Source organism: Streptomyces sp. NBC_00259, from assembly GCF_036181745.1.
GTDB classification, from domain to species: Bacteria; Actinomycetota; Actinomycetes; order Streptomycetales; family Streptomycetaceae; genus Streptomyces; species Streptomyces pratisoli.
This window is the reverse complement of the sequence record NZ_CP108080.1, coordinates 7,230,642-7,243,949: the sequence shown is the minus strand read 5'-3', so window position 1 is coordinate 7,243,949 and position 13,308 is coordinate 7,230,642. Positions and strand designations below refer to the sequence as shown.

13 protein-coding genes are annotated in these 13,308 nt (G+C 71.0%); 4 read left to right on the top strand and 9 right to left on the bottom strand.

Features of this window, described 5'->3' with window-relative positions; all coding sequences use genetic code 11:
• Positions 1-16 precede the first annotated feature (16 nt).
• Complete coding sequence (locus tag OG766_RS32515) at positions 17-1,267, bottom strand: cation:proton antiporter (RefSeq protein ID WP_266385390.1); 1,251 nt, start codon at positions 1,265-1,267, stop codon at positions 17-19.
• Positions 1,268-1,271: 4 nt separating this feature from the next.
• Complete coding sequence (locus OG766_RS32510) at positions 1,272-1,742, bottom strand: cation:proton antiporter regulatory subunit (protein WP_266385392.1); 471 nt, start codon at positions 1,740-1,742, stop codon at positions 1,272-1,274.
• A gap of 283 nt (positions 1,743-2,025) precedes the next feature.
• Here OG766_RS32510 and OG766_RS32505 point away from each other — a divergent pair, with 283 nt between their 5' ends.
• From OG766_RS32505 to OG766_RS32495, 3 genes are all read left to right on the top strand, one after another.
• Positions 2,026-2,979, top strand: a complete 954-nt coding sequence (locus tag OG766_RS32505) for a sensor histidine kinase (RefSeq protein ID WP_328726963.1) — start codon at positions 2,026-2,028, stop codon at positions 2,977-2,979.
• Positions 2,976-3,629, top strand: a complete 654-nt coding sequence (locus tag OG766_RS32500; protein WP_266385396.1) for a response regulator — start codon at positions 2,976-2,978, stop codon at positions 3,627-3,629. Before OG766_RS32505 ends, OG766_RS32500 begins: the two co-directional genes overlap by 4 nt.
• Positions 3,630-3,781: 152 nt before the next feature.
• Positions 3,782-4,726, top strand: a complete 945-nt coding sequence (locus OG766_RS32495) for an alpha/beta fold hydrolase (RefSeq protein WP_328726962.1) — start codon at positions 3,782-3,784, stop codon at positions 4,724-4,726.
• Between the two features lie 10 nt (positions 4,727-4,736).
• On the opposite strand, the gene OG766_RS32490 is transcribed toward OG766_RS32495, so the two are convergent.
• A complete protein-coding gene (locus tag OG766_RS32490; RefSeq protein WP_328726961.1) occupies positions 4,737-6,422 on the bottom strand; it encodes a SpoIIE family protein phosphatase in 1,686 nt (561 codons plus the stop codon).
• Positions 6,423-6,843: 421 nt separating this feature from the next.
• On the opposite strand from OG766_RS32490, the gene OG766_RS32485 reads away from it, so the two are divergent.
• On the top strand, positions 6,844-7,584 hold the full coding sequence (locus OG766_RS32485) for an SDR family oxidoreductase (protein WP_266385402.1): 741 nt from the start codon (positions 6,844-6,846) through the stop codon (positions 7,582-7,584).
• Positions 7,585-7,633: 49 nt separating this feature from the next.
• On the opposite strand, the gene pspAB is transcribed toward OG766_RS32485, so the two are convergent.
• The 6 genes from pspAB to OG766_RS32455 all read right to left on the bottom strand — a co-directional run bounded on the left by pspAB (position 7,634) and on the right by OG766_RS32455 (position 13,293).
• Positions 7,634-8,275, bottom strand: a complete 642-nt coding sequence (gene pspAB / locus OG766_RS32480) for a PspA-associated protein PspAB (protein WP_328726960.1) — start codon at positions 8,273-8,275, stop codon at positions 7,634-7,636.
• A complete protein-coding gene (gene htpX, locus OG766_RS32475; RefSeq protein WP_328726959.1) occupies positions 8,262-9,179 on the bottom strand; it encodes a zinc metalloprotease HtpX in 918 nt (305 codons plus the stop codon). The genes pspAB and htpX overlap by 14 nt, the downstream gene beginning before the upstream one ends.
• A gap of 126 nt (positions 9,180-9,305) precedes the next feature.
• A complete protein-coding gene (locus OG766_RS32470; RefSeq protein WP_266385408.1) occupies positions 9,306-10,058 on the bottom strand; it encodes a FadR/GntR family transcriptional regulator in 753 nt (250 codons plus the stop codon).
• 5 nt (positions 10,059-10,063) lie between these two features.
• Complete coding sequence (gene denD / locus OG766_RS32465) at positions 10,064-11,116, bottom strand: D-erythronate dehydrogenase (RefSeq protein ID WP_266385411.1); 1,053 nt, start codon at positions 11,114-11,116, stop codon at positions 10,064-10,066.
• The gene (otnI, locus tag OG766_RS32460) at positions 11,113-11,925 is read right to left on the bottom strand and encodes a 2-oxo-tetronate isomerase (protein WP_266385414.1); all 813 of its coding nucleotides are present in this window, start codon (positions 11,923-11,925) and stop codon (positions 11,113-11,115) included. The genes denD and otnI overlap by 4 nt, the downstream gene beginning before the upstream one ends.
• Before the next feature lie 60 nt (positions 11,926-11,985).
• The gene (locus OG766_RS32455) at positions 11,986-13,293 is read right to left on the bottom strand and encodes an MFS transporter (RefSeq protein ID WP_328726958.1); all 1,308 of its coding nucleotides are present in this window, start codon (positions 13,291-13,293) and stop codon (positions 11,986-11,988) included.
• Positions 13,294-13,308 lie beyond the last annotated feature (15 nt).

Genomic DNA, 13,308 nt, shown 5'->3' with positions numbered 1-13,308 from the left:
CGCCGGGCGACGTCGCTCACGCCCGTCCGGCCGGGCCGTCGTCCACCGGCTCCAGCACCTCCACGGCGGGCACGGTGTCCCGTGCGGCAGGGGCCGCGGCGACCGCGGTACGGCGGCGTCCCACCAGGCGCTGGGCGATCGGTTCGGTCCAGCGCGCGGTCAGCGGTCCGATCACCACGAGGAGCAGGACGTACGCCGTGGCCAGCGGTCCCATCTGCGGCTCGATCCCCGCCGTGACGGCGAGACCGGCGATGACGATGGAGAACTCGCCGCGCGCCACCAGCGTGCCGCCGGCCCGCCAGCGCCCCTTGACGCCCACCCCGGCCCGCCGCGCGGCCCAGTACCCCGTGGCGATCTTCGTCAGCGCGGTCACCACGGCGAGCGCCAGCGCGGGGAGCAGCACGGGCGGGATGCTCGCGGGATCGGTGTGCAGGCCGAAGAAGACGAAGAACACGGCCGCGAACAGGTCCCGCAGCGGACTGAGCAGCGTGTGGGTGCCCTCGGCGACCTCGCCGGACAGGGCGATGCCCACGAGGAACGCGCCGACCGCGGCGGACACCTGGAGCTGCTGGGCGATGCCGGCGACCAGCAGGGTGAGGCCGAGGACGACGAGCAGGAGCTTCTCGGGGTCGTCGCTCGACACGAAGCGGGAGATGACCCGCCCGTACCGCAGGGCGATGAACAGCACGGCTCCGGCGACACCGAGCGCGATGGCCAGGGTCGCGCTTCCGGCGGCGAGGCTCACCCCGGCCAACAGGGCCGTGATGATGGGCAGATAGACGGCCATGGCCAGGTCTTCGAGGACCAGGATGCTGAGGATCACCGGGGTCTCGCGGTTGCCGAGCCGGCCCAGGTCGCCGAGGACCTTGGCGATGACGCCGGAGGAGGAGATCCAGGTGACGCCCGCCAGGACGACGGCCGCCACCGGCCCCCACCCGAGCAGCAGTGCCGCGACGGCACCCGGTACGGCGTTGAGGGCGAAGTCGACGAGCCCGGCCGGGTACTGGGTCTTGAGGTTGGAGACGAGATCGCTGGCGGTGTACTCCAGTCCCAGCATCAGCAGCAGGAGAATGACCCCGATCTCCGCACCGATGGCGACGAACTCCTCGCTCGCGCCGAGCGGCAGGAGCCCGCCCTTGCCGAAGGCGAGTCCGGCCAGGAGGTACAGCGGAATCGGGGAGAACTGGAAGCGGCCCGCGAAGCGGCCGAGCAGTCCGAGGCCGAGGATGATCGCACCGAACTCGATCAGGAAGACTGCGGAGTGCATACGTTCAGTCCCGTCCGAGTATCGCGGCGGCCGCCTCCACACCCTCGCGGGTGCCGATGACGATCAGCGTGTCGCCGCCGGCCAGCCGGAAGTCCGGTGCCGGGGACGGAATGGCCTCCGCCCTGCGCAGCACGGCGACGATCGAGGCGCCCGTCTCGGTGCGCATGCGCATCTCGCCCAGGACGCGCCCGTTCCAGTGCGACTGGACGGAGAGTTCGATCCGCTCCGCCACCAGGCCCAGGTCGGTGGTGTGCAGCACGTTGGGGCTGTGATGGGCCGGCATCAGCGCGTCGATCAGGGAGGCCGTCTCCGCCACGCTGAGGTGGAGCGACTGCGCGCAGGCGTCGGGGTCGTCCGCCCGGTAGACGTTCACCGTGCGGGTCCCGTCCCGGTGCGCGATCACCGACAGGTGGCGCTGCTCACGCGTGGTGAGGTCGTACTGGACACCGATTCCGGGCAGCGGTGTGGTGCTCATGCGTGGAGCAGGCACAGCCCATCCCCCTCTTCGTTCTTTCGGACAGTGGTGCGGCGCGCGGCGGAGATACGTCGTGGGCAGGAGATCCATCGCTGACATCCGGACGCGGCAATGACCCATGCTGCCATCCCGGCCGGGGGCCGGAACATGGGTGTCAGCACGGATGGACACCACCCGTCGGCAGGGGTGAGGCTGGGCGGGGAAGTAGATCCCGCCGCAGCTCACAGCGTGTGCCGTGACCGGTGATAGTGGAAGTGGGAGCCCACCGAGAAAGGCACGGAACATGTCGCTGTACTGGCGGATCTTCGTCCTCAACGCCGCCGTGCTCGTCGTCGCGGTCCTGCTGCTCCTCGGCCCGGTCACCGTCTCCACCCCGGTGCTGCTGAGTGAGGCCCTGATCCTGGTCGCCGGCCTGGCCGCGATGCTCATCGCCAACGCCGCCCTGCTGCGGGTCGGCCTCGCGCCCCTGCAGCGCCTCACCCTGGCGATGGCCACGGCGGACCTGCTCAAGCCCGGCAGCCGGCCGGTGGTCACCGGCCAGGGCGAGATCGCGGAACTGACCAAGACGTTCAACGCCATGCTCGACCGGCTCGAAGCCGAGCGGGCGACCAGCAGCGGCCGTGTGCTGTCCGCCCAGGAAGCGGAACGCCGGCGCATCGCCCAGGAACTCCACGACGAGATCGGACAGACCCTCACCGCCGTGTTGCTGCAGATCAAGCACGCCGCCGACCGGGCACCTGAGCCCGTACGCGACGACCTCCATCAGGCGCAGGAGACCACCCGCGCGAGCCTGGACGAGATCCGCCGTATCGCACGCCGGCTGCGGCCGGGTGTGCTGGAGGAGCTCGGCCTGCACAGCGCGCTGCGCGCCCTGGCCGCCGAGTTCACCACCCGCGGCCTCGACGTACGCCACTACATCGGTCCCGGCCTGCCCCCACTGGACCAGGCCACCGAGCTGGTCCTGTACCGGATCGCCCAGGAGGGGCTGACCAACACCGCCCGCCATTCCGGCGCCCGCCGGGTCGAACTGCACCTGCGCATACTGCCCCAAGAGGGTGTGGGCCTGCTGATCCGCGACGACGGCAAGGGCATCGGCGGGGCGGCCGAAGGGGCCGGCATCCGCGGCATGCGCGAACGCGCCCTCCTGGTCGGGGCCGATCTGAGCATCGGCCCCGGACGCGACGGGGGCACCGAGGTACGGCTCGACGTCACCGACGCGAAGAGGAACGCCCGATGAGCGCACCCGTCCGCATCCTGCTCGCCGACGACCACGCCCTCGTACGCCGCGGGGTACGCCTCATCCTCGACGCCGAACCCGATCTCACCGTCATCGCCGAGGCCGACGACGGCGCCGAGGCCGTCGCCCAGGCCCGCACGGCCGACGTCGACCTGGCCATCCTCGACATCGCCATGCCCCGCCAGACGGGGCTGCAGGCGGCCCGGGAACTCTCCCGGCTCCGTCCCGACCTGCGCATCCTGATCCTGACCATGTACGACAACGAGCAGTACTTCTTCGAGGCGCTCAAAGCCGGAGCCTGCGGCTACGTCCTCAAGTCCGTCGCCGACCGCGACCTCGTCGAGGCGTGCCGCGCCGCGATACGCGACGAACCGTTCATCTATCCCGGCGCCGAGACCACCCTCATCCGCAAGTACCTCGACCGCGTCCGCCAGGGCGATCCGCTGCCGGCCAGACCGATCACCGAACGCGAGGAGGAGATCCTCAAACTCGTCGCGGAGGGCCACACCTCGAAGGAGATCGGGGACATCCTCGTCATCAGCGCCAAGACCGTCGAACGCCACCGGGCCAACCTGCTCCAGAAGCTCGGCCTGCGCGACCGCCTCGAACTCACCCGCTACGCCATCCGTGCCGGTCTGATCGAACCGTAGGCCTCACCCGGTCGTCATCAACGCCGGTCACTACGCGGCCCCGACGTCGCCCGGCTTCTCGGCGCAGCTGCTGCCGGTCGTTGAAGCGACGCCGGGTTCACAGTATGGTCCGGCGGCCGGACCTGATCACGCCGACCACAGGAGTTGCGCGCATGACAGCACACGTGCCGACCGTCGAGTGGGAGCGGCTCGGTTCCCGCGACGTGGCGACCAACGGCATCACGCTCCGGGTCGTCGACCACGGCGAGGGAGGCGACGACAGGCCCCTGGTGGTCCTGTGTCACGGCTTTCCCGAGCTGGCGTTCTCGTGGCGGCACCAGGTCCTCGCCCTCGCCGAGGCGGGCTACCGGGTCCTGGCTCCCGACATGCGCGGCTACGGCGGGAGTTCGCGTCCCGAGGACGTCGAGGCGTACGACGTGCTGACGCTCTGCGCGGATCTGGCGGGCCTGCTCGACGACGCCGGAGCCGACGAGGCGGTGTTCGTGGGCCACGACTGGGGCGCGTCCGTCGTGTGGCACATGGCCCTGGCGTACCCGGAGCGGGTCCGCGCCGTGGTGGGGATGAGCGTCCCCCCGCAGCCACGCCCCCCGGCTCCACCGGTACCGATCCTTCGCTCGCACTTCGGCGACGACTTCTACATCGTCTGGTTCCAGGAGCCCGAGGTCGCGGACCGTGCGCTCAGCCGGAACGTGCGCAGGACGCTCGTCGCGCGCGAGCTGTGGTCCGCCGCCTGGGCCGCGCGGGACGACGAGCCGCCGCCGGCCCCGCCGTGGCTGGACGACGACGAGCTCGACCACTACGTCAGGACGTTCGAGAAGACCGGGTTCACCGGAGGGCTCAACTACTACCGCAACCTGGACCGCGACTGGGCACTCACCGAGCGTCTGGCCGACCGCCGGATCAACCAGCCGTCGCTCTTCCTGACCGGTTCGAAGGACCCCGTCGGACGCTTCATGCCGCCGACCGGCCTCGACCGGACGCTCACCGATCTGCGGGGGCACGTCGTCCTCGACGGCGCGGGCCACTGGGTTCAGCAGGAGCGCCCCGAGGAGGTCAACGCCGCTCTTCTGGAGTTCCTCTCCGCCGAGGTCCGCTGACGTCGCGTGATCAGCCGCCGCTCAGGGCGACGAGGAGCAGCGCGATGTCGTCCTCCTGGCCATGGCGGTCCTCGACGTTCGTGACGAGGTGCTCCGCGAGCCGGTCCAGATCGGCGGGCCCGGCGCGCAGGACGGCCTCGATCCGGTCCATGCCCTCGTCGATGTCCATGCCGCGGAACTCGATCAGCCCGTCGGTGCACAGCAGCACCGTTTCGTCGCGCGCGAGCCGCAGCGACGTGGTCGGGTACGGCGCGTGGCGGCCGTGCTGCGGCAGGCCGAGCGGCAGTCCGCCGCGGATGTGCGGGCGGCTGCAGCGGCCGCCCGCGTCCTTGATGATCGGGCCGTGGTGCCCGGCCCGTACGAGCAGGGTGCGGCCCGTCGCCGGGTCGAGTTCGGCGTAGATGCAGGTGGCGAAGCGCTCGGTGTCCAGATCGTGGAGGAAGGCGGAGGCGCGGGCCATGAGGGTGGCGGGCGGGTGCCCCTCGGCGGCGTAGGCGCGCAGCGCGATCCGCAACTGGCCCATGACGGCGGAGGCGTGGATGTCGTGTCCCTGGACGTCGCCGACGACCAGGCCGACGCGGCCGGCGGGCAGCGGTACGACGTCGTACCAGTCGCCGCCTATCTCGTGGCCGGTGCGGGCGGACCGGTAGCAGGCGGCAATCCGCGCGCCGGGGACATCGGGGATGCCGGCCGGGAGCATGGCCTGCTGGAGGCCGACGGCCATCGCGTGTTCCTGGTCGTAGAGCACGGCCCGCTGCACGGACTGGGCCACGGTGGCGCCGAGCGCGAGGAGCAGGTTGCGCTCCTCGGGAGTGAAGTCGGCCTTGTCCCGGTAGATGATCGCGAGGGCACCGATCGGCCTGGCCTGGGCGACGAGGGGCAGCAGGGCGGAGACCGTCAGATCGGTGTCGATGACGTGCGGCCGGAGCCGGGGGTAGGTGAGGGCCTCTTCCCTGCGCATGAACCGTACCGACTGGGTGCGGACGGCCTCGGCGATGGGCAGCGCATCGTCGAGACGGACGAAGCGCAGGTCACGGGCGTACTCGGGCGCCAGACCGGCCGTGGCCACGATCCGCAGCCGCTTGTTCTCGACGAGGCTGAGGACCATGCTCGCGGCGCCGATCGTGTCCATGACGTTCTTGCTGGTCAGCGCGGCGCCCACGTCCTCGGTGGTCAGGGCCTGGGACAGGGCGCTCGTGGTGGCCTGCACGACGTCCGCCTGGCGCCGACGGTCCGCCTCGAGGGCGGCCTGCTGCCGGAGGTGCTCCAGCTCGGGGCCGGCGTCCCGCACGATGCCGACGATGCGGCACGGCCGCCCTGTTCGGTCGCGCTGGATGTGGCCCTGCGCATGCGCCCAGCGGAGGTGGCCGTCGGCACAGCGCACACGGAAGTACGCACCGAAGCTGTCACGGTGCGCGAGTGCGTCGTCCACCAGGCACCTGAGCGCTGAGCGGTCCTCGGGCTCGATGCGCCGGCTCAGCGTCTCCGCTCGGCCGTCGTAGGCGCGGGGGGCCAGGTCGAAGACGGTGAGACCGCCGCGGTCGAGGAAGACCAGGCCGCTGTCGAGTTCCCACACGAAGCCGCCCATGCCGTTCAGCGCAAGCACTCCCTGCAGGTCGGCCCGGAGGTTCGCCTCCATCTCGTCGAAGCCGACCGCCGGCTGCCGGGGCCTGCGCCCGAAGCGGCCGATTTCCATACCGGCCTCCGAGTCCTGGCTGCGCCGTCTGACCGAGTGGGTGGCACGGCGTACGGCGCGCTCCGCTCTTCAGGCTATGGCCCAGCGTGCCCGAACGCCGCCCCTGCGGGCGATGCCGTGGCGCATGCTCACCGACCATGACGTCGCGGGCGCGGGCGGTCACCGTCCCGAACGGCGTGACCCGGTCCTCCGAAGCGGCTCGGCGCACCGTTCGGAACCGACGAACAAGCAGACGTACCAGGCGGATACGCCAGGGCCGGGCGATCACACTGCGCCCCCGAGGCCGTCGGCCCGGCTCGGCTGCCGTTGTCCCGTTGCCGGGCTAACGTGGTCAAAAGGGATGTTGTCGATCTGGGACGACACGCATGCCGACCGGCCTCCTGCGCGGCCCGGCACCTGAACACTCGACGAAGGGTGCGTCATGAAGTTCGCAGTCCTGGGGGGACGCGGCAGGATCGGATCGCAGGTGGTCGACGGCCTCACCGCGCTCGGTCACGACGTGAAACCCGCCTCGTTGTCCACCGGACTCGACGTCGTCAGCGGCAAGGGCCTGGAGGAGGCCCTCGCGGGCGCCGATGTGGTGATCAACCTGACGAACTCGCCCTCGTTCGACGACACCTCCATCGACTTCTTCGAAACGTCGATGAGCAACATCGGCGCCGCGGCGGAGGCGGCCGGTGTCCGCCACTTCGTCATTCTCTCGATCATCGGCGTGGACCAGGTCCCGGTCGACTACTACCGGGCCAAGGTCGCTCAGGAGCACATCCTCGAGAACGGGCCGACGCCGTACTCGATCGTGCGCGTCACCCAGTTCTTCGAGTTCGTCGGCGCGATCATGTCCTGGACGACCGAGGGTGACGCCGTCCGCCTGCCGTCCACCCCGGTGCAGCCGATCGCCGCCGCCGACGTCGCCGCGGCGGTCGTTCGTGCCGCCACCGGCTCCCCGTTGCAGGGCATCCGCAACGTCGCGGGCCCCGAGGTGTTCACGCTGGACGAGCTGGGCCGGATCACCCTGGAAGCACGCCCCGACGGCGACCGCCATGTGGTCACGGACGACCAGGCGGGCATGTTCGCAGAGGTGAGCGGAGACGTGCTCATCGCGCCGAAGGGCACCGAGCTGGCCCCCACCCACTACAGGGACTGGCTCCGGCAGCAGGCGTAGGGACCGAAGACTGAGCCGTGAGGCCGTGAGGACAGCGCGGCGCGCGCACTCAGCCGCCCACGCCCTCGCCCCCGCCCCCGCCCCCGCCCCCGCGCTCCGTCCCGTCGAGCCCCGGAGCGCCCCAGACCGGGAACCAGCGGCCAAGGTCCTCCTCGACCCGCAGGTCGTCCGCGAGCAGCGCCCTGATCTGGAGTTCCAGGGCGCTGTCGCGCTTCTCGTTCGCTCCGGGCAGCGGGGCGAAGGGGTAGAAGGTGCCGCGCTTGTAGAGGTAGACCAGCGCCAGCACACGCTCCCCCGCCGTGTCACGGAAGCCGATCAGGGAGCAGAGCAGCTGAGGCCCGAATCCGGCCTCCTCGAGGAGGGTGTTCACGGCGTGCACGTCGTTGACCAGGGAGACCGTGTCGTCGGCGGCCCGGCGGGCGACCAGCCAGGTGTAGCCGTACGCGTCCTGGCCGAACTCGACGGGGGTCCCGCCCCGGCCGGTGTCGGCGTCGAGGAGTTCCCGTACGTCCTGCTGGATCCTGGCGAAGGCTCCGCCCTCGACGCTGGCGAAGCACACCGAGCCGATGCCCGTCGGAACGAAACCGGCGCCCGCCTGGAGGGTGATCGCGGCTGCCGGCAGGCCGAAGAGCTGGTCGAGGTCGGGGCGTACCGGCTTGCTGCGGCCGAGGATGGTGTCAAGAAGTCCCACGGCCGAGCTCCATCGACATCCTGCCCAGCTGGTCCAGGCGCTGCTCCAGCGTCGGGTGCGTGGAGAGCAGCCGGCTCAGGCTGTGCGAGGAGAAGGCGGGCGCGAACCAGAAGGCGTTGAACGGCTCCGCCTTCCGCAGGTCCCGGGTCGGGATGGTGGCCATCTGGCCGCTGACCTTGGTGAGCGCGGAGGCGAGTGCGGAGGGGCGGCCGGTGAGCAGCGCGGCGGCGCGGTCGGCGGACAGCTCGCGGTAGCGGGAGAGCAGCCGGGTGAGCAGGAAGCTGATCACGTAGACGGCCGCGCTGACCAACGGAATCACCAGCATCGCGATGGCGGCGTTGCTGTCGCGGCTGCTGCGGCCGAGGCCGCTGTAGAGCCAGACGCGCATCATCACGCCCGCGAGGACGCCCAGGAACGAGGCGATGGTCATCACCACGACGTCTCGGTGGGCGACGTGCGACATCTCGTGCGCGAGGACGCCTTCCAGTTCCTCCGGCTCCAGGCGGCGCAGCAGGCCGGTGGTGGCGCAGACCAGGGCGGCCTTCTCGTTGCGGCCGGTGGCGAAGGCGTTCGGCACATCGCTGTCGGCGATCGCCACACGCGGCTTCGGCATGTCGGCGAGGGCACAGATGCGGTCCACGGTTCCGTGCAGCTCGGGGGCCTCTTCGGGGGTGACTTCGCGGGCGCCCATGCTGTACGCCGCGATCCGGTCGCTGAACCAGAACTGCGCGATGAACAGAGCGCCCGCGATCACCAGGATGAAGGGCCACGAACTCCGCAGGAGCGCCAGCAGGACGCCGACGAAGACCACATAGAGCAGCCCGATCAGGAACATCGTGGTCACCATGCGGGTGGTGAGTCCCCGATCCGCGACATAGCGCGAACGAGAGCGGGTCCCTGGCATCTGATCACCTCCGGGCGGATCGTTCGCCGTGCCCCTCTCCTTCGATTGTGCCTCTTTCATCCATGTATCCGGCGTAAAGGCCGGAGTGCGGGAAAGGGCTGGGGGCGAGCTGCCCGGCGGCGCGCGTCAGGGGGCGGCGTCGAGGTCCACTTCGAGGGTCTCGGCCCCGGTCCAGAAGCCGTCGTCCGCGTCCTGGAGCCGGGCGGCGGCGTGCTCCATGTGGCGGCGGGCGGCGGTGCGCGCCGTGCCCGGGTCGCCGCCTTCGATGGCGGCCAGGATGGCGTGGTGCTCCTCGCGGACCGCTTCGATGAAGTCGCCCCGTCGTGCCTCGTTCGCCCGCGTGACGCGGATTCCGCCGCGCAGCACGTCGCCGAGGTAGCGCACCGTCGAGACCATCACCGCGTTGCCCGTGGACTCGGCGATGGAGCGGTGGAAGGCGAGGTCCTCGTCCACGCCGTCGCCCCCGGCCGCGACCGCCGCGTCGATCGCGTCGAGGGCCTGACGCATCCGGACGAGATCGCCGGGCGTGGCGCGTTCGGCCGCGAGGGAGGCCGCCTCACCCTCCATGGCGCGGCGTACTTCCGCGATCTGCAGCACCTTGGACCGGGTGTCGGCGGCACCGGCCTCGAGGTCGAGTGGCCGGGTGCGCCGGGGCAGGACGAAGACGCCCCGGCCCTGGCGCGGTTCGACGAGACCCGCGTTGCGGAGCCTGGAGACGGCCTCGCGCACCACCGTGCGGCTGACGCCGAGCTGCTTGACCAGTTCCACCTCGGTCGGCAGCTTGTCGCCCTCGGCCAGCCGTCCGGACTCGATCTCCGCCGAGAGGATCTCGGCGACCCGGTCCGCGAGCCGGACGGAACCACTCACCTTGGAAAACATGGTCTTCAGTCTATCGGCGCGGGCCCGGCGGCCCCGGCTGCGAGGAGGGCACCGGCGGTGACGGCGTCGGCGTGGTCGTCGAGGTAGTCCCGTACCACCGAGGCGAAGTCCGGGTCGGGTCCGAGACCGAGCGCGGCGGCGCGGGCGTTGTCGAAGGCGGCGGGCCATGAGCCCACGATGGCCTCGACGTCCGCGTCGGGCGCGATCGTCACCAGGTCGGCGACGGCGTCGCCGGCGACCTTCCGCAGGGTGGCCAGCATCTCGGCGACGGAGACCGTGAGAGCGGGAAGGTTGACCGGCAGCGCGCCGTCGAGCCGGCCCGGGCCGTCGCCGCGCTCGACCTCGGCGACGCGGAGGATTCCCTCGACCGTGCGGCGCGGTGAGGCCAGGGCCACCCGGAGATCGGGGCGGACCGGGCAGTTCGCCGGGAGGCCCGCGAGCGGCTCGCGGACGATGCCGGACAGGAAGCCGGAGGCGGCCGCGTTCGGCCTGCCCGGCCGTACCGACACGGTCATCAGCCGGGCGACGCGGCCGTCCACGAAGCCACGGCGCGTGTACTCCGCCACCAGTTGCTCGCAGACGAGCTTCTGGGTGCCGTAACTCGACCGCGGCGTGGGCAGGGTCGACTCGCTGACCACCGGCGGCAGCGGCAGCGCCGGGTCGGAGCCGTAGACGGCGACGCTGCTGGAGAACACCACCAGCGGCGTCGGGCCGCCGGCGACCGACTGGGCCCGCGCGGCCTCGAGCAGGGCGCGGGTGGTGTCCACGTTGGCGCTCATGCCGAGGTCGAAGTCGGCCTCGCACTCGGCCGAGACGGCGGAGGCGAGGTGGATCAGGACGTCCACCGGCTCCGCGAACAGCTCGGTGAGGCGGTCGGTCAGGTCGCCCTGCACGATCTCCACGAGCGGGTCGGTGGCGGCCTCCGGCTCGGACGGCACGAAGCGGTCGGCGAGCACCAGCCGGTCGATCGGTGTGCCGCGGAACGTACGCCGCCGCAGCAGTGCGGCGGCCACCTGCCGTCCCAGGAAGCCGAAGCCTCCCGTGATGACGATCCTCATGCGTGTTCCCCTCGTTGGTTCCGGTAGTCGTCGAGCCAGCCGAGCCCCTCGCTCGTGCCGGCGCGGGGTCGGTACTCGCAGCCGATCCATCCGTCGAAGCCCAGGTCGTCGACGACGTCGAACAGATGGCGGATGTCGAGCTCGCCCCGGTCGGGCTCGTTCCGGTCGGGTACGCCGGCGATCTGCAGGTGGCCCACCCTCCCGGTCGGTACGTCGCGGCGCAGGGTCGTGGTGAGGTCGCCCTCGACGATCTGGCAGTGGTAGAGGTCGAGTTGGACCTTGAGGTTCGGGGCGCCCACCTCCTGCACCGCGGTGTGGGCCTCGGTCTGCCGGTTCAGGAAGTAGCCCGGGATGTCACGGGTGTTGATCGGCTCGATCAGGATGTCGACGCCCGCCGCGGCGGCACGCTCCGCGGCCCAGGCCAGATTGGCGAGGTAGGTGTCGCGGTGCTCGGCGAGCTGCGCCGGCGTCGCGTCCGGCCGTACCAGCCCGGCCATCAGGTGGACGCGCGGGCAGCCCAGCGTCGCGGCGTACTCCAGGGCGCGCTCGACACCGGCCCGTGTCTCCGCCTCGCGTCCTGGCAGTGCCGCGGTCCCACGCTCACCGGAATCCCAGGCGCCGGGAGGCGCGTTGAAGAGCACCTGCCGCAGGCCGTGCTCGTCGAGCCGGCCACGCAGCCCGGTGGCGTCGTACGCGTAGGGGAAGAGGTACTCGACGGCGTCGAAGCCGTCCGCCGACGCCGCGGCGAAGCGGTCGGGGAAGTCGTGTTCCGTGTACATCATGGACAGGTTCGCGGCGAACCTCGGCATGTTTGCTCCTGTGGTCGGACCGGCACCGGGCCCGGGCGGCGGGCCCGGTGCCGGATCCGGTCAGCGGTTGACGACCTGCTTCTTGGTGGTGAGCACCGCGGCGGCTCCGACGACGAGGCTGAGCGCCAGGACGTACATCGGGATCGATGTCGAGCCGGTGGCGTCCTTGAGCGCGCCGATCATGTACGGACTGACGAAGCCGGCGAGATTGCCCACCGAGTTGATCACGGCGAGGCCGGCCGCGGCGGCGGCGCCGCCCAGGAACGCGGTGGGCAGCGACCAGAACAGCGGTGCGCAGGTCAGCACTCCGGCCGCGGCGAAGGACAGCGCGATCAGGGACAGCACGGTCGACCCGCTCCAGACGGCGGCCAGCGAGAACCCGACCGCGCCCATGAGGCTCGGCACGACCAGATGCCAGCGGCGTTCGCGGCGCTTGTCCGCGGAACGCCCGAACACGTTCATCGCGACGAGTGCGGCCAGGTACGGCACGGCGCTGAGCACGCCGATCGCGAGATTGCCCTCGATGCCGGTGGACTGGACGAACGTGGGCATCCAGAAGGTCAGCGCGTACTGGCCCATCACGAAGCAGAAGTAGATGAGGCACATCAGCCACACCTTGGGCTCACGGAACGCGTCCCAGACACGGCCGTGCACCGTCTGGTGCGCGGTGTCGTCGGCGATCGCCCGCTCGACGACGGCCTTCTCGTCGTCGGAGAGCCACTTCGCGCTGCGCACGCCGTCGTCGAGGTAGAACAGCGTGGCGACGCCGACGAGGAGTGCGGGGATCGCCTCGAGCAGGAACATCCACTGCCAGCCCTGCCAGCCGTTGACTCCCTGGAACCGGTCCATGATCCAGCCGGAGAGCGGGTTGCCGAAGATGCCGGCGACGGGAATGGCCGACATGAACATCGCGATCACGCGGGCATGGCGGTGCGACGGGAACCAGTAGGTGCAGTAGAGGATCACGCCCGGGTAGAACCCCGCCTCGGCGGCGCCGAGGAGGAACCTGAGGACGTAGAACATCGCCTCGTTGGTGACGAACATGAACGACGCCGAGACCAGACCCCAGCTGATCATGATCCGGGCGATCCACGTGCGGGCGCCGATGCGTTGCAGCATCAGGTTCGAGGGGACCTCGAACAGGAAGTAGCCGATGAAGAACAGCCCGGCGCCCAGGCCGTACGCCGCCTCGCTGAACCCGAGGTCGTCGGACATCTGCAACTTCGCGAAGCCGACGTTGACCCGGTCCAGGTAGGAGAAGACGTAGCAGAGGATCAGGAACGGGACGATGCGCCGCACGACCTTGCGGAAGACGGCGTTCTCGCGGGCGAGGTCGGGGGACTCGGCCGTTGATATGGGTGTGGACATGACGGAATCCTTCGT

Excerpts from the sequence above, each read along its gene's own strand:
- denD (WP_266385411.1), bottom strand. The coding sequence starts at position 11,116 with ATGAGGATCGTCATCACGGGAGGCTTCGGCTTCCTGGGACGGCAGGTG.
- OG766_RS32505 (WP_328726963.1), top strand. The coding sequence starts at position 2,026 with ATGTCGCTGTACTGGCGGATCTTCGTCCTCAACGCCGCCGTGCTCGTC.
- OG766_RS32495 (WP_328726962.1), top strand. The coding sequence starts at position 3,782 with ATGACAGCACACGTGCCGACCGTCGAGTGGGAGCGGCTCGGTTCCCGC.
- OG766_RS32510 (WP_266385392.1), bottom strand. The coding sequence starts at position 1,742 with ATGAGCACCACACCGCTGCCCGGAATCGGTGTCCAGTACGACCTCACC.
- OG766_RS32515 (WP_266385390.1), bottom strand. The coding sequence starts at position 1,267 with ATGCACTCCGCAGTCTTCCTGATCGAGTTCGGTGCGATCATCCTCGGC.
- otnI (WP_266385414.1), bottom strand. The coding sequence starts at position 11,925 with ATGCCGAGGTTCGCCGCGAACCTGTCCATGATGTACACGGAACACGAC.
- htpX (WP_328726959.1), bottom strand. The coding sequence starts at position 9,179 with ATGCCAGGGACCCGCTCTCGTTCGCGCTATGTCGCGGATCGGGGACTC.
- OG766_RS32490 (WP_328726961.1), bottom strand. The coding sequence starts at position 6,422 with ATGGAAATCGGCCGCTTCGGGCGCAGGCCCCGGCAGCCGGCGGTCGGC.
- OG766_RS32485 (WP_266385402.1), top strand. The coding sequence starts at position 6,844 with ATGAAGTTCGCAGTCCTGGGGGGACGCGGCAGGATCGGATCGCAGGTG.
- OG766_RS32500 (WP_266385396.1), top strand. The coding sequence starts at position 2,976 with ATGAGCGCACCCGTCCGCATCCTGCTCGCCGACGACCACGCCCTCGTA.
- OG766_RS32470 (WP_266385408.1), bottom strand. The coding sequence starts at position 10,058 with ATGTTTTCCAAGGTGAGTGGTTCCGTCCGGCTCGCGGACCGGGTCGCC.
- OG766_RS32455 (WP_328726958.1), bottom strand. The coding sequence starts at position 13,293 with ATGTCCACACCCATATCAACGGCCGAGTCCCCCGACCTCGCCCGCGAG.